This is a genomic window from Xanthomonas arboricola pv. guizotiae, assembly GCF_002940205.1.
Taxonomy (GTDB): Bacteria; Pseudomonadota; Gammaproteobacteria; order Xanthomonadales; family Xanthomonadaceae; genus Xanthomonas; species Xanthomonas arboricola_C.
Genome location: NZ_MDSK01000001.1, coordinates 151,026 through 177,126, shown reverse-complemented (window position 1 = coordinate 177,126; position 26,101 = coordinate 151,026). Strand labels below are relative to the sequence as shown.

Genomic DNA, 26,101 nt, shown 5'->3' with positions numbered 1-26,101 from the left:
ATCAGGACAGGTGAGCGGCCATGGTAAGCCCCGGATGCGCGGAATGTGGCGCGCGCTGGATCAGCGACGGCAAACCCCGCGATCCAGGTCTTGCGCGCGTTGCGGCGGATGACGCTGGCCGGCGCGCGGCGGGTGACCGCAACACGCCCGCAGCCTCAGGGTCGTCAACGCTGTCAGTGCAGCGCCCGGTGGCAGCGCGTGGCAAGGTCCAGTTGCTGCATGCTTTCGTCGCGGCGATCGCTGGGCAGATCCTCATCTGGCCGGCCCGGAAGCAGCGTGCAGAACACCTCGGCCGGGGTCACCGCGTTCGGGACGGGCGGCTGCGGCGAGCAGGCCGCCAGGCCGATCGACAGCGAAAACACCGCGCTGCGCAACGTGGCTGCAGGTGGGCGTAAGCGTGGGTGTGGGAGGCACATGGCGGCATTGCTGGCGGACACAGCCTGCAATCTAGGCCGCTGCGTGCATCAGGTGCCGGCGTCATTTCGCTTCCGCATGCAGTGCTGCGCACCACAGCACGCCGACCAGCAGGCAGGCGATGGCGGCCAGTTCCAGTGGCGTGGGCAGGCGCATTTCCCAGGCAAAGCCGTACAGCAACGCAAACACCGTCTCGAACACGATCATCTGGCCAACCAGGGTCAGCGGCAACACGCGGCTGGCCCGGTTCCACAAGGCGTTGCCGATCACCGAGGCCAGGATGCCCAGCAGTAGCGAAATGCCCCAGAAACTGGCCCAGTCGATCGGCGCATGGGGCGCGCTGCCGATCAGCGCGGCCGGCGCAAGCAACAGCGCCAATGCGCCGGTGACCACGCCGGTCAGCAGCGACCAGTCGCCGCCGGACAGATCCGGGCGCCGCCGCAACCAGCGGGCATTGGCGATCGAATACGCCGCCCACGACACCAGCGCACCCACCGCGCACAGCAGGCCGGCAACGCGGGTGAGGCGGTCGCTCGCTTGCTGGCCGGAGTCGTCCTGCACGGTGTCCAGTGCCACCAACGCCACGCCGATCACGCACAGCACGCAGGGCGCCGCCAGACGGCGCAATTGCACCGCGCCTGCGGTACGCGTGCCGATCACGGTGACCACGACCGGCAACAGCCCGATGATCAATGCGGTTGCCGCACTGCCGGCCCACTGCACGGCGCTGCCAAGCAGCACGTAATAGATCAAATTGCCCATCAGGCTCAGACGCACCAGCGCCCACCATTCGGCGCGGCCGAGCCGGGCAGCGGTCTGCCGCGCGCGCGGGGCCAGCACCAACGCCGCCACCGCGCCATACGAGAGATAGCGCGCCACCGCCAATTGCAGCGGCGTAAATGCGGCCAGCAATTGCGGCGCCAGAAACACCAGCCCCCACAGCGAGCCTGCACCGATTCCGCAGGCGACACCCACCATCAAGCGTTCACGCATCGTGCTGTTCCTCAGGGCGTGCGTCGCAGCGTGCCGTGCGGCAGCCGGTTGATCAAGGCGAGCACTGCAGAAGTTTGAAGCGCCGACGTCGTAGCGACGGCGTTGCTGCAGCGCGCTGCGCTGTCGTGACCTGCCGGCCGAATGCTGCGGGTCGTCGATTGCGTTGATTGATCTAGCGATGCCACTGCCGTGCATGGGCGACCAGCACTGGCGTGCCGGCCTGGATGGAGTAAATGCGTGGCGAGGCGTTGCTCCGCGTCGGCGATAAAGGCCGGGGAGGGCGCCTGACAAGACGCAGATGGTGCATCCGCAGGCGGCGCGATCACCGCCTGCCTTCGGTGGCAGCGACGCCCGCTTCGAGCGGACGTCGTTGTATTTCGGCCTTTGGTTACTTGGCCCAGGTGTCGCGCAGGGTCACGCTGCGATTGAATACCGGTGTGGCCGCGCTATGGTCGCGGCGGTCGGCGACGAAGTAGCCGGTACGCTCGAACTGGAATGCCTGCTCGGGCGCTGCCAGCGCTGCGCTCGGCTCCACGTAGCCGCGCACGCTGCGCTTGGATTCCGGGTTGAGGTAGTCGCGATAGGTTTTGCCTTCGGACTCGTCGTCGGGCTTTTCCACCGAAAACAGGCGGTCGTACAGGCGGATTTCCGCTTCCACCGCATGCACCGCGCTGACCCAGTGGATGGTGCCCTTGACCTTGCGGTTGGCGCCTTCCATGCCTGGGCGCGATTCCGGGTCCAGCCAGCCACGCAGCTCGACGATCTCGCCCGCGTCGTTCTTGATCACCTCGTCCACGCGCGCAATGCCGGCGCCGCGCAGGCGGATCTCGCCACCGGGCACCAGGCGCTTCCAGCCCTTGGGCGGGACTTCGGCAAAATCCTCGCGCTCGATCCATAGCTCGCGCGCGAACGGCACCTCGCGCGTGCCGAAGGATTCGTCCTTGGGGTGATTGGAAAATTGCAGCGTCTCGGTGTGGCCTTCCGGCAGATTGGTCAGCACCAGCTTGAGTGGCTCGACCACGGCCATGCGGCGCGCCGCGGCCGCATCCAGATCCTCGCGCAGGCAGCCTTCCAGCACCGAGAAATCGATCAGCGAGTTCTGCTTGCTGATGCCCACACGGTCCACGAACAGGCGCATCGCCGCCGGCGTATAGCCACGCCGGCGCAGGCCCTGCAGCGTGTACATGCGCGGGTCGTCCCAGCCATCCACCAGCTGTTCTTCCACCAGCGCGGTGAGCTTGCGCTTGCTCATCACCGCGTAGTTGATGTTCAGGCGCGAGAACTCGATCTGGCGCGGCTTGGCGGCCTCGCGCGGCAGGCCCTTGTCCAGCAGCGGCTGCAGCAATTCCGGATGGCCGACCAGATCCACCTTGTCCACGCACCAGTCGTAGAGCGGGCGATGGTCTTCGAATTCCAGCGTGCACAGCGAGTGGGTGATGCCTTCCACCGCATCGCCGAGCGAATGCGCGAAGTCGTACATCGGGTAGATCGGCCAGGCGTTGCCGGTGTTCTGATGCTCCACATGCTTGATGCGGTACAGCGCCGGGTCGCGCAGATTGATGTTGCCGCTGGCCATGTCGATCCTGGCGCGCAGCGTGCGCGCGCCGTCGGGGAATTCGCCGGCACGCATGCGCTGGAACAGGTCCAGGTTTTCCTCGATGCTGCGCTCGCGGAACGGCGAATTGCGGCCGGGCTCGGTCAGCGTGCCGCGGTATTGGCGCACCTGTTCTGCGGAGAGATCGCAGACGAAGGCGTGGCCGTCGCGGATCAGCTTCTGCGCGGCCAGGTAATACACCTCGAAATAGTCCGAGGCGTGGCGCAACTGCGCCCAGTCATAGCCCAGCCAGCGCACGTCGTCCTGGATGGCGAGCACGAACTCGGGGTCTTCCTTGGCCGGGTTGGTGTCGTCCAGGCGCAGGTTGCACAGCCCGCCGAACTCGGCGGCCAGCCCGAAATCCAGACAGATCGCCTTGGCATGGCCGATGTGCAGGTAGCCGTTGGGCTCGGGCGGGAAGCGGGTGCGGATGACCGTGTGCTTGCCGCTGGCCAGATCCTCGCGGACGATCTGGCGGATGAAGTCTTTCTTCTCCGCCGGGGCGGTGGCGTCGGTGGCTAGGGTATCGGACATGCGCGCATCAGCAATAGGTAAACCGCAAGTTTAGGCGGTGGCACCGGTTAGGGGTAGGCGGCGTATCGGGGGCCGGACATCGCGCGTGGCCTGTGCGCGGTGATCCTGCGCGCAAGCGCCTTGCTGCCGGGGCCTGCATGGGCTGACCGCACCCAGGCCGGGGTTGCCATCGGCAGGCGGCACGGTGGGCTGGCCGGCACCGCCGCCGGCGCGTACGCTGCGGCGATCCGTCGGAGTGCCCCACGCATGCCTTTGCCCCGCCTGGTGATCGGCGACAAGACCCGGTCCTCCTGGTCGCTGCGCCCGTGGCTGCTGCTGCGGCATTTCCAGGTACCGTTCGAAGAGATCGCGCTGCCGCTGGATACGCCGCAATTCCAGGCCCGCATCGCCGGTTATTCGCCCACCCGCAAGGTGCCGGTGCTGTGGGACGACACCCTGCACGTCTGGGACTCGCTGGCGATCTGCGAATACGTCAACGAACGCTGGCTGGATGGCCGCGGCTGGCCGGCCGAGCTGGCCGTGCGCGCGCAGGCACGCGCCGCGGCGGCGGAAATGCATTCGGGCTTTGCGGACTTGCGCACCCAGCTGCCGATGAATCTGGCCCGCATGCCCGGCCCGGCCCGCTGGGACGCGGCTGCCGAGCGCGACATCACCCGCATCCAGGCGCTGTGGGCCAGCCTGCGCGCCGAGCATGGCCATGCCGGGCAGTTCCTGTGCGGCGACTTCGGTATCGTCGATGCGATGTTCGCCCCGGTCGCGCTGCGTTTTGCCAGCTACGGCGTGCCGCTGTTCGAGGCTGCCGGCGATTACCTGGCCGCACTGGATGCGCTGCCGGCACTGCGCGAGTGGAAGCAGGACGCCGAGCGCGAACGCCTGGAGCGCGGCTGACATGCAGATCGCCTATCGCGCCAGTCACATCATCGACGCGCATCTGGCCAAGCATGCGCTGGAGGATGCCGGCATCACCGCATTCGTGTTCGGAGAGTCGCTGCTGGGCGGTGCCGGCGAGCTGCCTGCTTTCGGCGTGCTGCAGGTTTGCGTGGCCGACATGCATCTCAGCCAGGCCCAGGCGGTGCTGGCGGACATTGGCCTGTGCGGACAGGTCACGCGGGCGCTGTAGCGTTGAGCGAGCTAGGCGCCCGCGCAATGCCTGGCGTAGGAGCGCACCCGGGCGCGACGGGCATTCCCGGAAACACCCGTCGCGCCCGGGTGCGCTCCTACGAGGGGATCGCTCGATCGCGCGTCCATCAACTCTGCTGACGCCACCCCGGCGGCGCCGCATCCGGCGCCGCCAGCGCCCGCAGGCGCTTGAACAACACGGTGGTTTCGGCCACGTTCCAGACCCGCAGCGCGACCTCGAAGGTATCCAGCGGCTTGGTCAGGAAGTCCTTGGCGCCCAGGCCCAGGGCGCGATGGCGCGCGCTGCGGCTGGGGTCGGCGGTGAGCACGATCACCGGCAGGAAGTGGCCGGGATCGGACAGCCGCGCCAGTTGTTCCAGCAGTGCATAGCCGTCCAGTTCCGGCATCTTCAGATCCAGCAGGATCAGGTCCGGCGCGAATGCCGACACCAGCCCCATCACCCGCAATGGGTCGGTGGTGGCGATGACCTGCTGGAAGCCTTCGCGCTGCAGCAGGTCTTCGAGCAGCCGCACATTGGCCGGCTCGTCGTCGACGATGAGGATGCGGGAAGCCAGGATCTGGTCGCGTGTCATGCCAGCAGCCCGTCGATCACAGTGAAGAATTCCGCCACATCGAGCGGCTTGGTCAGATACGCGCGCACGCCCTGATTGCCGACGCGCGCCAGGGTGGCGGTGGTGGCATCGGCACTGATCACCACCACCGGCACGCCGGCCGTGGCCGGCTGCGCCTGCAGCTCGCGCAGCAGTTCTTCGCCGTTGCCGTCGCTCAGATGCAGATCCAGCAGGATCAGGTCCGGCACGCCGTGCTGCAGCAGCTCGCGCGCCTGCGCCAGGCTGGCCGCTTCCAGCAGTTGCCATTGCGGGCGACGTTCGCTGAGGGTACGGATCAGGGCCTGGTTGGACGGGTTGTCTTCGATGCTCAACAGCCGGCACACGCCGCTGCCCGTGCTACTCGGCGGCACGATGGCGCGCGCCGGCTCGCTGCGTTGCGGTTCGCCCTGCGGCAGCGAGATCCAGAAGCGTGCGCCATCGTGGCTGCTGTCCACACCGATGCGTCCGCCCATCGCCTCGATCAGGCGCTTGCTCAGGGCCAGGCCCAAGCCGGTGCCTTCCACCGCCGAGCGCTCCGCGCCCAGCCGCTCGAACGGCGTGAACAGCCGCTCGATCTGCGCCGGCGTCAGGCCCGCGCCCTGGTCGGCGACGGTGATGCGCACCTGCTCGCCATCCGGCTGCGCGCTCACCTGCACCTGGCCGCCGGTGCGATTGAACTTGACCGCATTCGACAGCAGGTTGAGCAGCACCTGGCGCAGCCGCTGCGCATCTGCACGCACCGTCCACGGCCCGTCGATGACGGCCGGCTGCAGCGCGATGCCATGCTTGTCCGCGTCCGGTGCGATCAGGCCCAGCGCCTCGTGGACGGCCGCGCGGACCGAGACCGGCTCCGGGCTCAGATCCAGTTGGTCGGCTTCGATACGCGCGATGTCCAGCAGCTCGGTGATCAGCCCCAGCAGGTGCCGGCCGGCACCGAGAATATGCTGCAGATGACGGCGATGCCCGGGCTCGGGCAGATCCATCTCCAGTACCTGCGCATAGCCCAGGATCGCATTGAGCGGCGTGCGCAATTCGTGGCTGCTGCGCGACAGGAACTCGGTCTTTGCACGGTTGGCGGTTTCTGCCTCGCGCCGTGCCAGTTGCGCCTCGGCCGCACGCGCGGCCAGCAGTTCGCTGGCCTGCGCCAGGCGCTGGCCGACCTGGCCCAGCTCGTCGCCGGCCCGCGGCTGCGGGGCCAGCGGCAGGCCTTCGCCCAGCCGGTCGGCATTGGCGGCCAGCGTGCGCAGGCGCCCGGAAAGCGCCGAGGCGAACCACGCCACCGCAAACACCGCGCCCAGGCCGCCCAGCATCGCCGCACTTAAGGTGATGATGAGATTGCGCTGGCGCAGCCCCTGCGCCTTGGCGGTACGCACCTGCAATTGCGCGGTTTCGTAATTGCGCAGTTCGCGCAGTTCGGCACGCAGGATGTCGAGCTTGTACTTGCCGTCCCACAGCTGGCGGATCTCTTCTTCGCGGCTCAGATCCGGTGCCAGCAACCGGCGCCAGCCCTGCATTTTTTCCGCAAACAACGGCTTGATGCGCGCAAACCGCTGTGCCTGCCCCGGGTCGGTGATGCGTTGCGACAGCCGCTCGGCCACCCGTTGCAGGCGCGGCTCGGCATCGCGGTACGGAGTGAGGAATTCATCGCGGCGCACCAGCCGATACCCGCGCACGCCGGCTGCGGTTTCGGCCAGCAGCGCGTGCGCTTCGTACAGATCGCTCAACACTTCCAGCGTTTGCCGCACATCGTTCTCGGCGGCGATGTTCTGCCGCTCCACGCTGTAGATCGCCATCAGGGCGACCGCCAGCAGCAGCAGCGGCAGGGTCACCACCGCCAGGCTCTTGCGGGTGATCGGCCAATCGTTCCAACGCACCGCCAATGCATTCATAGCGCGAGTCCGGCTTGGACCGCGTACACCGCGGCCTGGGTGCGATCTTTTACCTCAAGTTTCTGCAGGATTCGCTCCACATGCACTTTGACCGTGCCGGCAGAAATCCCCAGTTCAGCTGCCAGTGTCGCATTGGTGAGGCCGCGCGGCAGCAGGGACAGCACCTGTTTCTCGCGTTTGCTGAGCGCGCCGAGGCGGTCGTCCTGCACCGGCTTGCGCCGACGCGTGGCGAGCGGTTTGGCCGGTTCGGCCACCATCGCCGGCAGCAGCAGTGCGAAGGCCTGCAGCGCCTGCACATCGTCGTTGCCGGGCGCGGGGCGGTGGTCGTTCCAGGCCACGCACAGCATGCCCAGGGTGCTGCCCAGTGCCTGGATCGGCACCTTGGCCTCGCGGATATCGGCCGGGCGCGGTGGCATCAGCCAGGCCGCTTCATGGCTGTCGCCGGCTGCGCTGGCACCGGGCGGCAATGCGCGGCCGCGGCTGGCCAGCACCTGCGCGCGTGGCCCGCGCTGTGCCAGCACCGCGCCATGTTCCAGGCCCAGCAACAGCAGCACCCGGCCCAGCACCGCGTCGCAGGCCTGTTCCGGCGTCTGTACCTGGCGCAGCGCCACCGCAGCCTCCCAGAGCGCCTGCCAGCGTGCGCTGTCGGATGCCTCGCGTCGTAGTGTCAGGCGCCAATCACCAGCATTGGTAGGGGTTTCCATGACTTCGCTCTAGGCCGATCAGCATATTTGAGTATATGCCAATCGGCAGAATTGTGGGGGCCGCTTGGTTTCGATACTGAGCTTGCCCGATGAGGCACCCCCATCAACCACACGGAGATTTCCCATGCGTCGCATTCTGTTCTCTCTGGTTCTGGCTCTGGCTGCCACCCCGGCGCTGGCTGGCGGCGTGATGCATTACACCAACAAGGCCACGTTGCCGGCCGGCGGCGAAGAGCGCGAAGTCGCCGCGCTGTTCGATACCTGGAACGCGGCACTGGCCACCGGCAATCCGGACAAGGTGGCCGATCTGTACGCGCCGGACGGCGTGTTGCTGCCGACCGTCTCCAACGAGGTCCGCGCCTCGCGCGAACAGATCGAAAAGTACTTCGAGATGTTCCTGACCAAGAAGCCGCAGGGCGTCGTCAACTACCGCACCGTGCGCGTGCTCGATGACGACAGCGCGGTGGATGCCGGCGTCTACACCTTCACGCTGACCGACAAGGACGGCAGCAAGACCAATGTGCAGGCGCGCTACACCTTCGTGTACGAAAAGCGTGACGGCAAATGGCTGATCATCAACCACCACAGCTCGGCGATGCCGGAAGTGGACACCGCCACCGCCTCGTTGACCAAGAAGTAATGCCGTATTGGCCGCAGCGGCTTGAAAGCCGCTGCGGTCGGCGCCATCCAGCAGGCAGTCCTCACGATTGCGGAGTTGCACCATGCTGGGAATCGGCGCTTTCAAACAACGCATGCCACGTCCGGGCGAGGCCTTACCCGGACGCGAGCAGGCACTGCCGCTCCACAACACCCATCTGATCAACGGCCATCCGTTGCGCGGCGAGTTCACCGGCCTGGCCCAGGTGCAATTCGGGCTCGGCTGCTTCTGGGGCGCAGAACGCAAGTTCTGGAACCTGCCCGGGGTGTACACCACGGCGGTGGGTTATGCCGGCGGCGAGACACCCAACGCCACCTACGGCGAGGTGTGTTCCGGGCAGACCGGCCACACCGAGGCGGTATTGGTGGTCTATGACGCACAGACGGTGTCGTTTGCGCAATTGCTGCGCACGTTCTGGGAAAGCCACGATCCCACCCAGGGCATGCAGCAGGGCAACGACGTCGGCACGCAATACCGCTCGGCGATCTATTGCACGACACAGGCGCAATACGATGCCGCGCTTGCCAGCCGCGATGCGTACCAGCAGCAACTGGACGCCGCCGGGTATGGCGCGATCACCACGGAGATCCGTTTCCCGGCGCCCACGTTCTACTACGCCGAAGACGATCACCAGCAATATCTGGCCAAGCATCCCAATGGTTATTGCGGGCTTGGCGGAACGGGAGTGAGCTGCCCGATCGGGCTGGATGCCTGACGGAAAGGCGGGCCGGATTGAAGCGCTGTCATCCACATGATCGTGGCGGCGTGCCGATGGCCAACAGTGACCGGCAGCGTTATCACGATCAGGCAGCGCATGGGAGTGCATGCCAGGCAACTTGAATGGCTACGTCGGAGACGACGTGGCCATCTTTTTTTGGGCGGCCTTCGCGCGAGATGCTGCTGATGGAACGGTATGTCTGCAAGCCGAATCGGCTCGGCGAAGCGATGCAGCGCGTCATCTTTGGTGAGTAGCTGCGGCGAGCGGTGCAAAAAATCCCGGTCAGCAAATCGCCTCAGGTTGCTCAGCGCAGCGACTCACGCCTGGTGATTCGCCGCGAACGGTATGGAGACTCGATACAGGGAATCAGCACGGTGAGCCAGTACAGCGCATCAGCTGTACCGGCCTGAATCCGTTGGATCAGACGAACTCGCCGGCGAACATGCCGCGCAGCTGGGCGAGCATGTCGGTGCGTTCCGGATGCAGCAGTCGCATGCAGGCAAGCGCGAAGCCGACCGGGCTGGTGCCGGGGGCGGTGATCACGCCATCGGCGGTCACCACCTTTTCGTGCCGGTATTGCGCAGCACCGGCGTACGGCACCACGTGTTCCTGCAGGAAGGCCAGCGCGTTGCTGGTATGCGCGCGTTGGTCGAGCAGGCCGGCATAGGCCAGGGCGATGGTGGCGCCGCAGATCGCCGCGACCGGGCGCTGGTGCTGCACGCGCTCGACCAGCAGGCCGCTCAGGCCGGGGATTTCGCCGGCCTGCCAACGCTCGCTGCCAGGCAGGATCCAGAGGTCGGCGTCCAGCGGCGCCAGATCGGACAGGGCGAAGTCCGGGGTGATGCGCAACCCGCCGATCGATCGCACCGGCTGACCATCGATGCTGGCGATGGCGACCTGGTCGCCGAACCATTCGCGTGCCGCCGGCAGGACGACGCCAATTTCCCAATCGGCCACGCCGTCGACCATCACCACTGCAATGTTTGCCATTGTCCGCTACGCCAGTTGAGGAACCCGGATTCTAGGCAGTGCGGGTTGCGCGGGTGTAAGCGACGTGTGGAGAACGGCGTCGATGCGCGCACCGATCCGACAAAACGCAGGCATGGCGACGCGGTGGCGGCTGTACAGGCGCCCACGGTCAGCGCTCAGCGGTGCCCGGAAAGTACCGCGACCCGAGGCCGGCCGCAGTTGCAGCGCCAGTGTCGCCAGCGGTGTTGCCTTGCGCGTCCTGGCTGCAGCGTGCTGCGCAGCAGACTGCAAAAACCAAAACGCCGACAGCCACCAGGCTGCAGGCGTCGCTAACGCGACCTGCGGCGCGGCGATCAGCTGGCGAGCTTGTCGGTGATGGTCTTGCGCAGTGCCTGCAGATCCTTGGCGAAGGCGTCGATGCCGCTGGCCAGCTTTTCGGTGGCCATCGGGTCGGCCGCCAGATCGGCGGCGAAGCTGTCGCTGTCGATCGGGGTGATCTGCGCGTTGTCGGCCTGCGCGGGCGAGAGCTTGCGCGGCAGTTCGCCGTGTTCGGCGTCGAGCTTTTCCAGCAGCTCCGGCGAGATGGTCAGGCGATCGCAACCGGCCAGGGCTTCGATCTGCGCGGTGGAGCGGAACGAGGCGCCCATCACCACGGTGGACGAGCCGCGCTGCTTGAACTCGTTGTAGACCGTGCGCACGAATACCACGCCCGGGTCTTCGTCGATGCTGGCCGGGGTCTGCCCCTGGGCGACGTAGTAGTCCAGGATCCGGCCGACGAACGGCGAGATCAGGAACACGCCGGCTTCCGCACAGGCCAGCGCCTGCGAGCGGTTGAAGATCAGGGTCAGGTTGCAGTCGATGCCTTCGCGCTGCAGCTGGCGCGCAGCCTCGATGCCTTCCCAGGTGGCCGCGATCTTGATCAGGATCTTGTCCTTGGACACGCCACGCTCGGCGTACATCGCAATGAACTTGCGCGCCTTGGCGATGGTCGCCTCGGTGTCGTGCGCCAGGTCGGCATCGACCTCGGTGGAGACGCGGCCGGGGACCAGCTCGGCCAGCCTGACGCCGACGCCGATAGTGAGGCGGTCGGCCACTTCGTTGACGGTGCTGGTGCGGTCTTCGCCGCCGTGTTCGCGGCCCCAGGCCAGTTCGCGCTCGATCAGGTCGGCATACACCGGCAGATCCAATGCCTTTTTGACCAGGGTGGGATTGGTGGTGCAGTCGACCGGCTTCAGGCGCTTGATGGCGTCGTAGTCGCCGGTGTCGGCAACGACGACGGACAGGTCACGCAACTGGGCAAGCTTGGAGGGAGCAGTCATGCGGGTTCTCTCGAATCGTGGAACGGGTCGTGGATAGGACGCAGCGCGCTACGGTAGCGCGCCTGGCGTGTGAAGTCAGGCGCCGGCCAGGGCATGTTGATCGTGCACGGCGTTCACGCGCAGACGCAGGTCGCGCCCGTCGGGCGTACGCCAGTCGATGCGCTGACCGACCGACAGGCCAAGCAGCGCACTGCCGACCGGCGCCAGCACCGAGATGCGGCCGTGCTGCACATCGGCTTCGTGCGGATACACAAGGGTGAGCGTATGGCGTTCGCCATGCAGCTCATCTTCGCAATCGATGCGGGAGTGCATGGTGACGACATCGCCGGGAATCTGGTCGGGCGGCACGACGCGTGCGCGGCCCAGTTCGTCACTCAGCGCGGTGGCGGCCGGGTGCTTGTTGAAAGCGGGGGAGTCGAGCAGGGCCTCAAGCCGGGCGAGGTCATGGCTGGAAACCAGGATGGACGGCGGCAGGCCGCTGTGGTGCTGCGAAGTCATGGCAATCTCCTTGACGATGACGGCCCGCCAACATGGCAAGCCTCGCTGCCCAGATGAGGGCGCCGCTGCCCGATCGCAATGCATGGCGAGATGGCGCAGTGCACGGCAGGTATCGGGCGAGGCCGGCGTGGCATCGCGAGTAGCGGGCCGTGGCCAGCGCATCAGGCAGGCAGCGCTGCAGCGCCCAGGTGCGTGCCATCCGCCATCACCCAGCGACTGACTTGAAGTGCCTCGTGGGAGTCCACCACGTGCCAATGACACCACAACCGCCAGGTGCTTCCAGAGACATCGCGTCATAACCACCCACCAAACAAAAAACGACGCTTGCGCGTCGCTTATGTCCGAGAAAAGGTGAAAAAAATCACGTCAAGCAACCGCAGCCATGAAACGATTTCCCGATTCCCGATTCCCGATTCCCGATTCCCGATTCCCGATTCCCGATTCCCGATTCCTCAAGCCGCAACCGCCTTGAGCCCGGTTGCCGGCTGATCCAGCGTGAACAGGCTCTCCGGCAGCTCCTTGAACAGCTGCGCCAGCTGCTCCAGAAACGCGGTCATGGCCGAGCTGCGACGCCAGGCCATGGCGATGCGGCGGCTGGGCTGCTTGTCTTCGCGGAAACGGATCAGGCGGATGTTCTCCGAGCGCGCGACCGGCGGCTTGACCGCCAGCAGCGGTAGCAAGGTCACGCCGACGTTGGCGGCCACCATCTGGCGTAGCGTCTCCAGGCTGGTGGCCTGGAATTCGGATTTTTCCAGCGCACCGGCAAGGTGGCAGACATCCAGCGCCTGCTCGCGCAGGCAGTGGCCGTCTTCCAGCAGCAACAGCCGCTGCTCGGACAGGTCGTCCAACGTCATGCTGTCGTGGCGCGACAGCGGATGGCCTTCCGGCACGGCCAGCACGAAGGGTTCCTCGAACAGGAATTCGGCATGCAGCTGCTCATCCTGCAACGGCAGTGCGAGCAGCGCCGCATCCAGACGGCCTTCGCGCAGCTGGTGCACCAGCTGATCGCTTTTTTCCTCGATCAGCAGCAGTTCCAGGCGCGGGAACCGCTCGCGGATCCGCGGCACCACATGCGGCAACAGATACGGCGCCAGGGTGGGAAAGATGCCCAGCCGCACAGTGCCGGCTTCCGGATCCTGGCTGCGCCGCGCGGCTTCCTTCATCTGTTCCACTTCGGCCACGATGCCGCGTGCGCGCATCGCCGCTTCGCGGCCTGCCGGGGTCAGCATCACCTTGCGCGGCGCACGTTCCACCAGCGGCACGCCGAGTTCGTCTTCGAGTTTCTTGATCTGTGTGGACAGCGTCGGTTGGCTGACGAAGCAGGCCGTCGCGGCACGGCCGAAATGCTTGTGGTCGGCCAGGGCGACCAGATATTTCAGGTCACGCAGATTCATGTGCAGCAGCCCTCATTGCGGTGACGGGGTACGACTGGAGCGTGGCGCCCGGCCTGGCCGGGCCTTGGCTTGAGTGCGCTTACGCTGCCTGAGCGACGTTGTCGGCGCTGACCGGTGCGCTGGAGCGGATCAGGTAATCGAACGCGCTCAACGCAGCCTTGGAACCTTCGCCCATCGCGATCACGATCTGCTTGTACGGCACCGTGGTGGCGTCGCCGGCAGCGAATACGCCCGGAACATTGGTCTGGCCACGGTCGTCGACGATGATCTCGCCGCGCGGCGACAACGCCACCGAGCCCTTGAGGAATTCGGTGTTGGGCAGCAGGCCGATCTGCACGAACACGCCTTCCAGGTCCACATGCTGGATGTCGCCGCCGGTGCGGTCCTTGTAGACCAGGCCGGTGACCTTCTGGCCATCGCCCAGCACCTCGGTGGTCTGCGCGCTGGTGATGATGCGCACGTTGTGCAGGCTGCGCAGCTTGCGTTGCAGCACTTCGTCGGCACGCAGCTTGTCGTCGAACTCCACCAGCGTGACATGCGCCACGATACCGGCCAGATCGATCGCGGCCTCGACACCCGAATTGCCGCCGCCGATCACCGCCACGCGCTTGCCCTTGAACAACGGGCCGTCGCAATGCGGGCAATAGGCTACGCCCTTGTTCTTGTACTGGTCTTCGCCCGGCACGTTCATCTGCCTCCAGCGCGCGCCGGTGGACAGGATCACGGTCTTGCTCTTGAGCGAGGCGCCATTGGCCAGCTTGATCTCGATCAGGCCATCGGCACCGGCCGGAATCAGCTGCTCGGCGCGCTGCAGGTTCATGATGTCCACGTCGTACTGGCGCACGTGTTGCTCGAGCGCTGCGGCCATCTTCGGACCTTCGGTTTCCGGTACCGAGATGAAGTTCTCGATCGACATGGTGTCCAGCACCTGACCACCGAAACGCTCGGCGGCCACGCCGGTGCGGATGCCCTTGCGTGCGGCGTAGACGGCCGCTGCCGAACCGGCCGGGCCGCCGCCGACCACCAGCACCTCGAAGGCGTCCTTGGCGGCGATCCTGGCGGCGTCGCGCTTTGCGGCATTGGTGTCGAGCTTGGCGACGATCTGCTCCAGCGTCATGCGGCCCTGGTCGAACAGCTCGCCGTTCAAGTAGACGGTGGGCACCGACATGATCTGGCGGGTTTCGACCTCGTCCTGGAACCACGCGCCGTCGATGGCTACGTGCTTGATGCGTGGGTTGAGCACGGCAGCGAGATTCAGTGCCTGCACCACGTCCGGGCAGTTCTGGCACGACAGCGAGAAATAGGTTTCGAACTGGTAGTCGCCATTCAGGTGCTGCACCTGCTCGATCAGCTCGGCGGCGGCCTTGGACGGGTGGCCGCCCACCTGCAGCAGCGCCAGCACCAGCGAAGTGAACTCGTGGCCCATCGGCAGGCCGGCAAAGCGCAGCGAGATGTCCTGGCCCGGCGTGGTCAGCGCGAACGAGGGCTTGCGCTGGTGGTCGTCGCGGTGGATGTCCAGGCTGATCTTGTCCGACAGCAGCACCAGATCCTCGAGCAGGTCGAGCATTTGGCGCGAGCCGGCGCTCTCGTCGATCGAGGCATTGATCTGGATCGGACGGGTAACCCGTTCCAGGTAGGCGGTCAGCTGGGTCTTGAGGTTGGCATCCAACATGGAGAACTCCTGGGAATGGGCAAGGGGAGGGCGTGGCGTCGCTGCGCTGAGGCAGGTCGCCGGGGAGGAGGGGATGAACCGCAGCCGGCGCGATGTCGGGAATGCGTGCTGGCGATGGCTGGCGGGCAGCCCGGCACCGGCTCCGGTTCACCCCCGGCCCAGTACTGGGCCGGAGATGCTCCGGCCTCAACCACAGGCCGGAGGTGGCAGTCGGTTTAGATCTTGCCGACCAGGTCCAGCGACGGAGCCAGGGTCTTGGCGCCTTCCTTCCACTTGGCCGGGCAGACCTGGCCAGGGTTGTTGGCGACGAACTGGGCAGCGGTCAGCTTGCGCAGCGTCTCGGTGACGTCGCGAGCGATGGAGTTGTCGTGGATTTCCAGGGTCTTGATCACGCCGTCCGGATTGATGATGAAGGTGCCGCGCAGGGCCAGGCCTTCTTCTTCGATGTGCACGCCGAACGCGCGGGTCAGCTTGTGGGTCGGGTCGCCGATCAGCGGGAACTGCGCCTTGCCCACGGCCGGCGAGGTTTCGTGCCACACCTTGTGCGAGAAGTGGGTATCGGTGGTGACGATGTAGACCTCGGCGCCGGCCTTCTGGAACGCGGCATAGTTATCGGCGGCGTCTTCCACTTCGGTCGGGCAGTTGAAGGTGAAGGCGGCCGGCATGAAGATCAGCACCGACCACTTGCCCTTCAGGCTGGCCTCGGTGACTTCGATGAAGTTGCCGTTGTGGTACGCATTCGCCTTGAACGGCTGGACCTGAGTGTTGATGAGAGACATTGAGTTTCCTCGTGCGGTGGAGGGGGGGGGGCGGGGGATGGAACAGTCGCCATGGTAGGCAGGATCGATAGATTTCTCAAATCGATTGATGGAATTATATATATAGGCTGAGGCTATCATGTGTGCAGACGGCGTCTGCCGCTGCAGGGGCCGATTCCATCTCCGATAATGGTGGGCCGATGTTGCGCAGGAGTGAATGATCCGTATGAGCGAGGACCCAGCCGGTCTTGCCGCCGAGCAGCTGTTGCGGCGCGCGGTCGAGCGGATCGAGCGCCGCGATGCCGAACCGCTGCTGCTGCACGCGCTGGGCCGCGACCGCGCCTGGCTGTTCGCGCATGGCCGCGATCCGGTCCAGGCGCCTGTGGCGCAGGCGTTCGAGGCATTGGTGCAGCGGCGCCAGGCCGGCGAACCGGTGGCCTACCTGACCGGCACGCGGGGGTTCTGGACGCTGGATCTGGCGGTCTCCCCTGCCACGCTGATCCCGCGCGCCGACACCGAGGTGCTGGTCGAGCTGGCACTTGAGCGCCTGGACGCCCGGCCAGACCGCCGCGTTGCCGATCTGGGCACCGGCAGCGGCGCGATCGCGCTGGCCATCGCCAGCGAGCGGCCGCAGGCGCAGGTGATCGCCACCGATGCCAGCGCGGCGGCGCTGGCGGTTGCCCGGCGCAATGCCGACAGCCACCGCTTGCGCAATGTCGACTGCCGGCAGGGCAGCTGGTTCGCGCCGTTGGCCGGCGAGCGCTTCGACCTGATCGCCAGCAACCCGCCATATATCGCCGCGCAGGATCCGCATCTGGGCGAAGGCGACCTGCGCTACGAGCCGGCCAGTGCGCTGGCTTCCGGCCTCGATGGCCTGGACGACATCCGCCTGATCGTCGCCGATGCGCCTGCGCATCTGCTGGCGGGCGGCTGGCTGCTGCTCGAACACGGCTGGAACCAGGGCGCGGCGGTGGCCGCGCTGCTGCAGGCGCGTGGCTTCGATGCGGTGACCACGCACCAGGACCTGGAGCAGCGTGACCGGGTGACGTCGGGGCGCTGGTCGCCGGCTGCGGGCTAGCGGTCGCCAGGTGGAGGCTGATGACGCTCAGAACTGAAACAGGACATGCCGCTTCCGGGCACCGACCGCGCCCGTCCGGCGCTGCGCGCAGGAGCCTTGCTCCGTCTCCAAGCCGTCGTGCTTCGCGGTGAGCCTGCCCTTGCTCGATTGCATGGGCGCCCGCGTGTGCAGACCGGCTGTCGATACACTAGCGGTTTCCCGCAGGACCGACGCATGCGCACGCTCTATCCCGAGATCACGCCGTACGACCATGGCACCCTCCAGGTCGACGACCGCCACACCCTGTATTTCGAGCAGTGCGGCAATCCGCAGGGCAAGCCGGTGGTGATGCTGCACGGCGGCCCCGGCGGCGGTTGCAACGACAAGATGCGGCGCTTCCACGACCCGGCCAAGTACCGCATCGTGCTGTTCGACCAGCGCGGCGCGGGCCGTTCCACCCCGCATGCCGATCTGGTGAACAACACCACCTGGGACCTGGTCGCCGATATCGAGCGCCTGCGCGAACACCTGGGCATCGCGCGCTGGCAGGTGTTCGGCGGCAGCTGGGGTTCGACCCTGGCGCTGACCTATGCGCAGACCCATCCGCAGCAGGTCACCGAGCTGGTGCTGCGCGGCATCTTCCTGCTGCGCCGTTTCGAGCTGGAATGGTTCTACCAGCAAGGCGCCAGCCGGCTGTTCCCGGATGCCTGGGAGCATTACCTCAACGCGATTCCGGTGGTGGAGCGGGCCGATCTGATTTCGGCCTTCCATCGCCGCCTGACCAGCGACGACGAAGCCACGCGTCTGGCCGCGGCCAAGGCGTGGAGCGTGTGGGAAGGTGCCACCAGCTTCCTGCATGTGGACGCCGACTTCGTCAGCGGGCACGAGGATGCGTATTTCGCGCTGGCGTTCGCGCGCATCGAGAACCACTACTTCGTCAACGGCGGTTTCTTCGAGGTCGAAGACCAACTGCTGCGCGACGCGCACCGCATCGCCGAGATCCCCGGCGTGATCGTGCACGGCCGCTACGACGTGGTGTGCCCGCTGCAAAGCGCCTGGGACCTGCACAAGGTGTGGCCGAAGGCGCAGCTGCAGATCAGCCCGGCATCGGGGCATTCGGCCTTCGAGCCGGAAAATGTCGATGCGCTGGTGCGCGCCACCGACGGGTTCGCCTGAGCGCAACCGCGAGCGTGCACGGGAAGCTGCAGCAGCGCTCGCGCGCCAGCGGTAGGAGCGCACCCGGGCGCGACGTAGGGTAACGGGACGGCCTGTCGCGCCCGGGTGCGCTCCTACGAGGCAACCGTCGTCACCGAGGCTGCAGATCAGCGCGGCCGCCGCATGCTCCGTAGGAGTCAGTGCGGCAGCAGCGCCTGCGCCAGCGGCGGCAGGATGCGTGCCAGGCGCTGCGCCCACGCCTGTTGCCCCGCCGCATCGGCGATCAAATCCTGGCGCAGTTCCAGTTCCACATGCAGCAGTCCGCGGCCTTCGCCGTAGACCGGAATCGCGTAGTCGCTGGTGTCGCTGACCGCGTAGGGCTGGTTGTCGCCAACCACCAGATCCGGCTCGTTGCGCAAGGCCTGCAGCAGGCGCCGCGCCAGCCGCGTGTCGCGGTTGTACAGCACGCCGGCATGCCAGGGCCGTGCATGGCCGGCCATGATCGGCGTGAAGCTGTGCATCGACACCAGCACGGTGGGTTGCCCGCGCTGTGCGCGTGCATCCAGTTCCGTCGCAATGCGCGCGTGGTACGGCGCAAAGATCGCATCGATGCGCTGCTGCCGATCGTCGGCCGACAGTTGCAGGTTGCCCGGAATCGAGGTGCCGTCGCTGACCTCGGGCATCAGCGTGGCCGAACCATGCGGGCGATTGCAGTCGACCACCAGGCGCGAATAGGTCTGTGCGATGGCGACCGCATCCAGCGCATCGGCCAGCAGGCGGGTGACCTCGGCAATGCCGATATCCCAGCCGATATGGCGGTCCAGTTCCTGCTGCGGCAGGCCCAGATCGGCCAGCCGCGCCGGCACGCGCTGACCGGCGTGGTCGGCGATCAGCAGCCATGGCGAGGCGGCCTGCGGGTTGTGCACGCTGAACGGTGCGGGATCGTCGGCGCCGAGCAGGCGGGCAGCGGTCGCTTCAGCCACGCGGGGTGCCGTCCAGTGCGTGATCGACCAGATACAGCCCGGCCCACAGCTTGGGATCCATCTGATAGCCCTCGGCCATCTTCTGCACCAGCCAGGCGCCGACCTGCGCGCGCGGGATCTCGTGCACGGTGATGTCTTCGCTGGCATCGCCGCCGCCTGCGCCGACCTTGCGCAGGCCGGTGGCGCGCACGAAGGCGATCTTCTCGCTGCTGGCGCCGGCCGAGGTCGGGCCGATCATCAGCACTTCGGCGTGCTCGGCGGTCCAGCCGGTTTCTTCTTCCAGTTCGCGAATGGCCGACAGCTCGATCGACTCGTCGGCATGCACGTCGCCGACCAGGCCGGCCGGCATTTCGATGGTGCGGGCCTGCAGCGGCACGCGGAACTGTTCGACGAACAACATCGCATCGTCCGGGGTCACCGCCACGATGATCGCGGCCAGGCCGCCGGCGTGCACGCGTTCGGAATATTCCCAGGTGCCGCGCACGACCATGCGCTGGTACTTGCCTTCGTAGACCACGGTGGGCGGGGTGTCGTGTCGGTTCATGGATGCAGGCCTTGTTCCAGGGAAACGGGAGTGCGCGGTGCCGCCGCGCCGCCGCAGGCGGCCAGCAACCGGCGCCGGGTGAGCGGGCCGAAGCGCAGGCTCTCGCACAAGCCGCCCAGCATGTCGGTATCGGCTGGCGCGCGCGTGAAACCGGCATCGGTCAGCGCCAGCGGCGCGTCGAGCGCAATGGTGGTGAGCTGACGCCACAGTAGCGCGTGCTCGCGTTGCTCGCGCAGGCGCGCGGCCATCTGCGCCGCGCCGCGCAGGCGCAGGAACGGGATCTCGTCGATGCGCTCCAGCAAGGCATCCAGGCTGCCGAAATGCGCCAGCAGGACCGCCGCCGATTTGGCGCCGATGCCGGTGACGCCGGGAATGTTGTCGATTGCATCGCCGCACAGCGCCAGGTAGTCGGCGATCTGATGGGCGTGCACGCCGTGGCGCGCCTTGACCCCGTCCATGCCCCAGCGCAGGTTGCGCGCGTAATCCCACTGCTCGTCGTGCTCGAGCAGCAGCTGCGACAGATCCTTGTCGGCCGACACGATCACCCCGCGCAGGCCGTGCGCACGCACGCTGTGCAGGGCGCTGCCGATCAGGTCGTCGGCCTCGTAATCGCGATGCGCCAGCACGCTCAGGCCCAAGGCCGCGCACAGCGCCTTGCAATGCGCGAACTGGCGCCGCAACGCATCCGGTGCCGGGGTGCGATTGCCCTTGTAGGCCGGGTAGAGCGCATGCCGGAAACAGCTGTCCAGCGCCTCGTCGAAGGCGATGGTGATGTGCTGGGGATCCTCGCGTTCGAGCAGGTCGAGCAGGAAGCGCGCAAAGCCGTGCACGGCGTTGGTCGGCCAGCCTTGCGCATCCTGGAAGTCGTCCGGGATCGAATGCCAGGCGCGGAACACGTACAGGCTGGCATCGACCAGATACAGCGGGGTCGGGCGGCTGATCGCCGCCGGCGCGCCCGCAGGCATGGGGGCCTGCGTGGTCACGGGGTCCAGTCGCGCAGCAGCGCACGCGGATCCGGGCGTTCGCGCTCGGGCACCTGCAGGCGCGGGGTGCCGATGTGGATGAAACCGGCGATGCGCTCGTTCTGCTCCAGGCCCAGATAGCCGGTCACCGCCGGGTCGTAGGCCATCCATGCGGTCAGCCATTGCGCGCCGAAGCCATGCGCCTGCGCGGCCTGCAGCAGCGCAAAACACACGCAGCCGGCGGTGAGCAGCTGTTCCTGCTCGGGCACCTTGTGCCCGGGGCGCAGCGCGGCGATCACCACGATCACCAGCGGCGCATCGTTGAAGCGGTTGCGGTCTTTTTCGACCGCTGCGGGCGGCGCCAGCGAGTCGGCGGCCAGGCTGCGCTCGGCCAGGAAATCGCCCAGTGCCTGACGGGCATCGCCGCTGATGCGCAAGAAACGGAACGGCACCAGCTTGCCGTGGTCGGGTACGCGCACCGCCGAGGCGAGCATGCGCAGCAGGGTGTCTTCATCCGGGCCGGGTTCGCCCAGCTGTTTGGAGGGGACCGAGCGGCGCGCGTCCAGCGCCTGGAGCGAATACGGTGCGTGCATAATTCCGGGTCGAGGCGAGGAGACGGGCAATTATAGACGGGCCCTTCCCAACGCCCGCCGCATCATGGGCGGCGGGCCGATGCCGGCCCGGTCGTGACATCCCTTCCATGTTCGCCCTGTGCGCCGCCCGATGACCCAGTTCGTGTCCACCCCCGTGCTTCCCAGCCGCAATCCGCAGCTGCTCGATCAGGTACGCGAGATCGTGCTGGTGCCGCTGGCCGATGCCTTTGTCCAATTCCAGGACACATTGGCCGAGGCGCTGTTCCGGCTGGCGGCCGATGCCGGCACGGCCCAGAACGACTTCCTGGAAGCGATCCAGGCGGTGCGGCAGCAGCGCGAGCCGATCACCGCGCGTTTCCGCGGGCATCTGGCCAGGGCCTGGCAGGGTCTGGAATCCGGGCGGCCGTTGTCGGCCGATCGCAGCCTGGGGCGCGGCGCGGCCGGGCTGACCCTGCTGCCCGAGCAGGACCTGGAGGTGCGCCTGGCGGTGCGCAACCTGGCCGGCGCGCTGCAGCACCAGTGGCGCACGGAGCTGATGCGGCTCAATCGCTATCTCGGCTTCATTGCCGGCGGGCTGCGTATCGACGGGGACAGCAATCCGTTCGGGCCGGAGCACCTGGGCGTGGCCCTGTACGAGGCCTTTCAGGGGGTGACGCTGGCGCCCAAGGCGCATCTTGCGGTGATCAACATCTGCGAGCAGCACCTGATGGAACGCGTCGGCCAGCGCTACGGCGCGCTGGAACAGGCATTGGCGCAGGTGGCGCGCTTGCGCGAGTTGCCGCAGCCGCGCAGCCGGCGGCGCGGCATTCCGCGCCAGGACGAAGCCGCCGGCGAGCAGGCCGCCGAGACGCCGGACTGGATCGCGCGCTTCTTCGCCGACTGGTCGGGCGGGCAGGGCGCGTTGGCCGGCGTCGAGGCGATCGACGTGCATCTGCGCAGCGGCCGCGCGCTGTTGCCGGCCGGCCTGCACCATTTGCTGCAGCATGCACGCCGCCAACGCGAACCCGATGGCGACACGCCCGCAGCTGCCGGGCAGCGCCTGCTGTCGCCGCGCGAGGTGGTCTCGGCGCTGTCGCTGCTGCAGACCATGCCTGCGGCCGGCTTCGAGGCCATCGACGGCACCGATTCGGGCCTGGCATGTGGCCTGCGGCAGCAGGTCAGGCGCGCCGCCGCCGCGCTTGGGGTGGATCCGGCCACCACCTGCCTCAACCCCGACGACGAGGACGCGCTGGATCTGGTGGCCTTGTTGTTCGCCGCGATCCTGGTGCAGAGCCATCTGTCGGATGCGCAGTGCAGCCTGCTCGGCCAGTTGCTGGTGCCGATGGCCAAGCTGGCGATGCTGGACGGCCACCTGTTCGTGCGCGACGGCCATCCCGCACGCCGCCTGCTCAACCTGTTGGTCGACGCCTGCGATGGCAATGCCGGCGAAACCGCGGCAGAGCAGGCCTTGCTCGGCCAGGTGCAGGCGGTGATCGACACGGTGGTGCGCGATTTCGACGAGCATCCGGGGCTGTTTCTGACGCTGGAGGCCGAGTTCGGCGCCAGCTACGAACAGTATCGGCGGCGGGTGGAAATCGCCGAGCGCCGCGCCAGCGAATTGCAGCGCGCCGAAGAACGCCGCGAAGCCGCACGCAGCACGGCCGCGCAGGCGCTGGCAGAGCGCCTGGCGCGCGGGCCGCTGCCGCCGCTGGTCGAGCACTTCCTCGGCCGCGTCTGGCAGCCGTATGTGCAACAGGCGGCATTGCGTGGCGACGGCGACGGCCCGGCCTTGGACGCCGCCCTGGCCCTGGGCGATGCGGTGTTGGCGCGACCGGGTGCTGCGCCTGGTGACACCGCGCTGGCGCCGCAGCGTGCGCAGTTGCTGCAGGCCTTCGCGCTGGCCGGCCTGGCGCAAGGCGACGCCGAGCTGGCCCTGCAGGAACTGCAGCGCGCGCTGCTGTCCACGCCACCGGTACCGGCGGCGGGAGCGCCGGATCCGGCCCCGTTTGCGCCGACCTTGAGCGCGCTGCGCCCGAACCCCGGTCCGGCCGATCCGGTCGGCGAGCCGCTGACGCCGATGCTGGATGCCACCGCGCGGGTGGAATTCGATCGCGTCACCGCCGACTTCTTCCGCGGCATGGCGCTGGGCACCTGTCTGGAGTTCGTCGACCGGCACGGCCGTGTACAGGCCGGCAGGTTGTCCTGGATCAGCCCGATTTCCGGGCGGCTGATGTTCGTCAACCGGCGCGGCGGGCGGCTGTGCGTGTCCTCGCCGGAGGAACTGGCGATGATGGTGTGGCTGGACCGCCTGCGTCTGCATCGGGACGAGGACGCGTTCTACAGCGCGATGCAGGACGTGGTCGATGCGCTGGACCGGCCGCGCATGCTGAAGGCTTAACCTCCGCAGGCGCCTGACGCGTGTCGGCAAGCGCCACCGCAGCGATGCGAGCTACGATGTCCGCCTGACACGCAAACCCTGGGCGGTCACGGCTAAAGTGAGAATTGCGTCACACTTAACAAACGAGCGAAACGCCTACCATGCGGTGGCGGAATTTGGGGCCGCGTCTGTTTCCTTTCGTTTGAATATTTTCACGCCTGCAGGGGCGGGGAGCCTTTGCGCATGACTTTTCAGCCCAGTCCGTCGGGACATCCGGGCCGTGACCAACGCTTGCTCGAACAGGCGCATGCCGTGTTCGTGCCCGCACTTGCGCAGGTTTTCGCAGCTGCAGTCGCACATTTCGACGATGTGCTGTTCGATCGCGCCGAATCCGCAGGCGCATCGCAGTTGTTGTTTCTCGATGGCATGCGCGAGTTGCGCCGCAAGCGCGACGACGTGGCCACGCAGTTCCGCCAGCAGCTGGACGACGGCTGGCAGGCGCTGCTGCTGGGCGAGCCGCTGTCGGCCGAGGTGGTCCTGGCAGGCGACGTCGGCGCCGGCCCGCTGAGTCTGGTGCCCGAACACGTGCTCGAATCGCGGCTGGCGGTGCGCAACCTGGCCACCGTGCTGCTGCGCGACTTCAAGCAGGTGCTGGCGCGGGTGGACCGCCGCCTGGGCTGGATCGCCGGCGGCCTGGAGCTGGTGGCCGACACCAACCCGCTCGGTCCGGAACATCTGGGCGTGGCGATCCACGAAGCCTTCGCCACCTGCGACCTGGCGCCGGAAGTGCGTCTGGTGCTGATCAAGCTGTGCGAGCGCGACCTGGCCGAGCCGATCGGCAAATTGTATGCGCGCCTGGACGAGACGCTGGCCAAGGCCGGGGTCATGCCGGAAATCTCCCAGCCCAAGCGCCCGCCGCCGCGCATGCAGCCGCGTGGCGACACGCCCGAAGAGCGCGCCCAGGCCGAGGCCCAGGGCGCGGCTGCCGATATGGGCGGCGACGATCCGAACGACCAGTACGCACCGGCCTGGGCCAACCGCTTCCTGGACCGCTGGGCGCATAGCCGCGGCCGCATGCAGGCCGCCGCCCAGCGTGGCCAGGCCGGTGGCGGCGCTGCCGGCGGCATGGACGGCGGCGAGGCCGATCACCCCGGTGGCAGCCAGGGCATGTTGCTGGAAGCGCTGCACGAACTGCTGCAGCAGACCCGCAGCGTGCGCGACAACACCGCCTCTGCGGCATCGGTGGCGGTAGGCCAGCAACGCCCGCTGAGCCAGCGCGAGATGATGTCGGTGCTGTCGCTGCTGCAGGCCACGCCGAGCGCGACGCTGCAGGCGGCCATCGGCGACGATACCGAGTCGCTGGCGCAGCGGCTGAAGAACGAAGTGCTGTCCAGCGCCACCCGGCTGGGCGTGGACCCGGCGACCGCGCGCCTGGACCCGATGGACGAGGATGCGATCGATCTGGTCGGCATGCTGTTCGACGTGATGCTGGACGAGCGCGATCTGGAAAACCGCTCGCGCGAGATGATCGGCCGGCTGGTGGTGCCCTTCGTCAAGGTCGCGCTGCTGGACCGCAAGATGTTCGTGCAGAAGACCCATCCGGCACGGCGCCTGCTCAATTCGCTGGCCGAGGCCTGCGAAGGCAACAACGGCGACAGCGCTGCCGAGCGCGTGCTGATGGGCAAGGTCGAGGAAATCGTCGACCGCCTGGTGGCCGAATTCAACGAGAACCTGGCGATCTTCCTGACCCTGGAAGAGGAATTCCGCGATTTCCTGTCGCAGCACCGGCGCCGGGTGGAAATCGCCGAGCGGCGCGCCACCGAAACCCAGCGCGGCCAGGAAAAGCTCGAACTGGCACGCAGCCGCGCGCTGTCGGAACTGGAACAGCGCACCCAGGCCGGCACGCCGCTGCCCAGGGCCGTGGAGGATTTCCTGCGCCAGCCGTGGCTGCACCATCTGACCATGGCGATCCTGCGCGATGGCGAGGAAGGTCCGGGCACCGTCGAGGCGCTGGCCCTGGCCGACGGCGTGCTGGAAGAACTGGCCGAGGCGCGTCGCCACATCGTCGGCAAGCCGTGGCTGCAGGTCTGGCAGCCGGCATTGCATCGCGTGTTTGCCAGCGTCGGCCTGCATGGCGACGCGGTGGTGGTGGCGATCACCGCATTGCACGACACCTTGCAGGCCATTGCCGAGGCGCGCCCGGAGCTGGAAAAGGCCTTGCCGGAGCTGCCGCAGGTCAACCTGCCGCCGCCGGCTGCCGAAAGCGTCAGCGTGGTGCTGGGTGCCGAGGCGGTGGCGCAGAGCATCGACAGCGCCGATGCCGAGCGTTTCCGTGCGATGGATATCGGCACCTGGCTGGATTTTGTCGACAAGGACGGCAAGGTGCAGGCGGGCAAGCTGTCATGGGTGAGCCCGATCTCGCAGCGGCTGCTGTTCGTCAATCGCCGCGGCGTGCGCTTCTGCGTCGCCTCGCCGGAGGAACTGGCGGTGATGGTGCGCCTGGGCCGGCTGCGCGAACACATCAACGACGGCGTCTTCGACAGCGCCATGCAGGGCGTCATCGACCGCCTGGATCCGCTGCACAACAGCACCGTGCATTAGCAGGTG

General features: G+C 67.5%; 24 protein-coding genes. 8 read left to right on the top strand and 16 right to left on the bottom strand.

Going from position 1 to position 26,101, the window contains the following annotated elements:
* Positions 1-173 precede the first annotated feature (173 nt).
* From XarbCFBP7408_RS22640 to XarbCFBP7408_RS00940, 3 genes are all read right to left on the bottom strand, one after another.
* Entirely contained in the window at positions 174-374 is a 201-nt protein-coding gene (locus XarbCFBP7408_RS22640; RefSeq protein ID WP_181106148.1) for a hypothetical protein, read from the bottom strand.
* A gap of 103 nt (positions 375-477) precedes the next feature.
* Complete coding sequence (locus XarbCFBP7408_RS00950) at positions 478-1,407, bottom strand: DMT family transporter (protein WP_104560545.1); 930 nt, start codon at positions 1,405-1,407, stop codon at positions 478-480.
* Positions 1,408-1,795: 388 nt separating this feature from the next.
* Positions 1,796-3,535: a glutamine--tRNA ligase/YqeY domain fusion protein gene (locus XarbCFBP7408_RS00940; RefSeq protein ID WP_104560543.1), complete on the bottom strand. Its 1,740-nt coding sequence runs from the start codon at positions 3,533-3,535 to the stop codon at positions 1,796-1,798.
* A 246-nt stretch (positions 3,536-3,781) separates the two neighbouring features.
* On the opposite strand from XarbCFBP7408_RS00940, the gene XarbCFBP7408_RS00935 reads away from it, so the two are divergent.
* Both XarbCFBP7408_RS00935 and XarbCFBP7408_RS00930 read left to right on the top strand, forming a co-directional pair.
* A complete protein-coding gene (locus tag XarbCFBP7408_RS00935) occupies positions 3,782-4,423 on the top strand; it encodes a glutathione S-transferase family protein (RefSeq protein WP_104560541.1) in 642 nt (213 codons plus the stop codon).
* 1 nt (position 4,424) lies between these two features.
* Positions 4,425-4,655: a DUF2007 domain-containing protein gene (locus XarbCFBP7408_RS00930; protein WP_104560539.1), complete on the top strand. Its 231-nt coding sequence runs from the start codon at positions 4,425-4,427 to the stop codon at positions 4,653-4,655.
* Between the two features lie 127 nt (positions 4,656-4,782).
* On the opposite strand, the gene XarbCFBP7408_RS00925 is transcribed toward XarbCFBP7408_RS00930, so the two are convergent.
* The 3 genes from XarbCFBP7408_RS00925 to XarbCFBP7408_RS00915 are packed head-to-tail and all read right to left on the bottom strand — an operon-like array spanning position 4,783 to position 7,858.
* Positions 4,783-5,247 carry a response regulator gene (locus XarbCFBP7408_RS00925; protein WP_104560537.1) on the bottom strand — a complete coding sequence of 155 codons (465 nt, stop codon included), beginning with the start codon at positions 5,245-5,247 and terminating at the stop codon, positions 4,783-4,785.
* Positions 5,244-7,154 (bottom strand): ATP-binding protein, encoded by a 1,911-nt coding sequence (locus XarbCFBP7408_RS00920; RefSeq protein WP_104560535.1) that lies wholly within the window; start codon positions 7,152-7,154, stop codon positions 5,244-5,246. Before XarbCFBP7408_RS00920 ends, XarbCFBP7408_RS00925 begins: the two co-directional genes overlap by 4 nt.
* A complete protein-coding gene (locus XarbCFBP7408_RS00915) occupies positions 7,151-7,858 on the bottom strand; it encodes a helix-turn-helix transcriptional regulator (protein WP_104560533.1) in 708 nt (235 codons plus the stop codon). The genes XarbCFBP7408_RS00920 and XarbCFBP7408_RS00915 overlap by 4 nt, the downstream gene beginning before the upstream one ends.
* Positions 7,859-7,982: 124 nt before the next feature.
* On the opposite strand from XarbCFBP7408_RS00915, the gene XarbCFBP7408_RS00910 reads away from it, so the two are divergent.
* Complete coding sequence (locus tag XarbCFBP7408_RS00910; protein ID WP_104560531.1) at positions 7,983-8,498, top strand: SgcJ/EcaC family oxidoreductase; 516 nt, start codon at positions 7,983-7,985, stop codon at positions 8,496-8,498.
* An 82-nt stretch (positions 8,499-8,580) separates the two neighbouring features.
* Entirely contained in the window at positions 8,581-9,231 is a 651-nt protein-coding gene (msrA, locus tag XarbCFBP7408_RS00905; RefSeq protein WP_104560529.1) for a peptide-methionine (S)-S-oxide reductase MsrA, read from the top strand.
* A 423-nt stretch (positions 9,232-9,654) separates the two neighbouring features.
* On the opposite strand, the gene XarbCFBP7408_RS00900 is transcribed toward msrA, so the two are convergent.
* From XarbCFBP7408_RS00900 to ahpC, 6 genes are all read right to left on the bottom strand, one after another.
* Complete coding sequence (locus XarbCFBP7408_RS00900; RefSeq protein WP_104560527.1) at positions 9,655-10,224, bottom strand: type 1 glutamine amidotransferase family protein; 570 nt, start codon at positions 10,222-10,224, stop codon at positions 9,655-9,657.
* Positions 10,225-10,556: 332 nt separating this feature from the next.
* Positions 10,557-11,522, bottom strand: coding sequence for a transaldolase (tal, locus tag XarbCFBP7408_RS00895; protein WP_104560525.1), 966 nt, complete (start codon positions 11,520-11,522; stop codon positions 10,557-10,559).
* A gap of 75 nt (positions 11,523-11,597) precedes the next feature.
* Positions 11,598-12,020, bottom strand: coding sequence for a nucleoside diphosphate kinase regulator (gene rnk / locus XarbCFBP7408_RS00890; protein ID WP_104560523.1), 423 nt, complete (start codon positions 12,018-12,020; stop codon positions 11,598-11,600).
* Between the two features lie 452 nt (positions 12,021-12,472).
* Positions 12,473-13,414: a LysR substrate-binding domain-containing protein gene (locus tag XarbCFBP7408_RS00885; RefSeq protein ID WP_104560521.1), complete on the bottom strand. Its 942-nt coding sequence runs from the start codon at positions 13,412-13,414 to the stop codon at positions 12,473-12,475.
* Between the two features lie 79 nt (positions 13,415-13,493).
* Positions 13,494-15,086 (bottom strand): alkyl hydroperoxide reductase subunit F, encoded by a 1,593-nt coding sequence (gene ahpF / locus XarbCFBP7408_RS00880; RefSeq protein WP_104560519.1) that lies wholly within the window; start codon positions 15,084-15,086, stop codon positions 13,494-13,496.
* A gap of 215 nt (positions 15,087-15,301) precedes the next feature.
* Entirely contained in the window at positions 15,302-15,865 is a 564-nt protein-coding gene (gene ahpC, locus XarbCFBP7408_RS00875) for an alkyl hydroperoxide reductase subunit C (protein WP_104560517.1), read from the bottom strand.
* Between the two features lie 205 nt (positions 15,866-16,070).
* Here ahpC and prmC point away from each other — a divergent pair, with 205 nt between their 5' ends.
* Positions 16,071-16,922 (top strand): peptide chain release factor N(5)-glutamine methyltransferase, encoded by an 852-nt coding sequence (gene prmC / locus XarbCFBP7408_RS00870; RefSeq protein ID WP_104560515.1) that lies wholly within the window; start codon positions 16,071-16,073, stop codon positions 16,920-16,922.
* A gap of 213 nt (positions 16,923-17,135) precedes the next feature.
* Positions 17,136-18,077 carry a prolyl aminopeptidase gene (pip, locus tag XarbCFBP7408_RS00865; protein WP_104560513.1) on the top strand — a complete coding sequence of 314 codons (942 nt, stop codon included), beginning with the start codon at positions 17,136-17,138 and terminating at the stop codon, positions 18,075-18,077.
* Positions 18,078-18,253: 176 nt separating this feature from the next.
* On the opposite strand, the gene XarbCFBP7408_RS00860 is transcribed toward pip, so the two are convergent.
* From XarbCFBP7408_RS00860 to XarbCFBP7408_RS00845, 4 genes are read right to left on the bottom strand one after another with little or no spacing between them, the layout of a single operon-like run.
* Entirely contained in the window at positions 18,254-19,039 is a 786-nt protein-coding gene (locus tag XarbCFBP7408_RS00860; protein WP_181106137.1) for an N-formylglutamate amidohydrolase, read from the bottom strand.
* On the bottom strand, positions 19,032-19,583 hold the full coding sequence (locus tag XarbCFBP7408_RS00855) for an NUDIX hydrolase (protein ID WP_005988855.1): 552 nt from the start codon (positions 19,581-19,583) through the stop codon (positions 19,032-19,034). Before XarbCFBP7408_RS00855 ends, XarbCFBP7408_RS00860 begins: the two co-directional genes overlap by 8 nt.
* Complete coding sequence (locus tag XarbCFBP7408_RS00850; protein ID WP_181106138.1) at positions 19,580-20,548, bottom strand: 5'-3' exonuclease; 969 nt, start codon at positions 20,546-20,548, stop codon at positions 19,580-19,582. The genes XarbCFBP7408_RS00855 and XarbCFBP7408_RS00850 overlap by 4 nt, the downstream gene beginning before the upstream one ends.
* Positions 20,549-20,562: 14 nt before the next feature.
* The gene (locus XarbCFBP7408_RS00845; protein WP_104560509.1) at positions 20,563-21,138 is read right to left on the bottom strand and encodes a nitroreductase family protein; all 576 of its coding nucleotides are present in this window, start codon (positions 21,136-21,138) and stop codon (positions 20,563-20,565) included.
* A gap of 130 nt (positions 21,139-21,268) precedes the next feature.
* Between XarbCFBP7408_RS00845 and XarbCFBP7408_RS00840 the strand changes: the two genes are divergently transcribed.
* Both XarbCFBP7408_RS00840 and XarbCFBP7408_RS00835 read left to right on the top strand, forming a co-directional pair.
* Positions 21,269-23,515, top strand: a complete 2,247-nt coding sequence (locus XarbCFBP7408_RS00840) for a DUF1631 domain-containing protein (RefSeq protein WP_104560507.1) — start codon at positions 21,269-21,271, stop codon at positions 23,513-23,515.
* 222 nt (positions 23,516-23,737) lie between these two features.
* Positions 23,738-26,095, top strand: coding sequence for a DUF1631 domain-containing protein (locus XarbCFBP7408_RS00835; protein WP_104560505.1), 2,358 nt, complete (start codon positions 23,738-23,740; stop codon positions 26,093-26,095).
* Positions 26,096-26,101 lie beyond the last annotated feature (6 nt).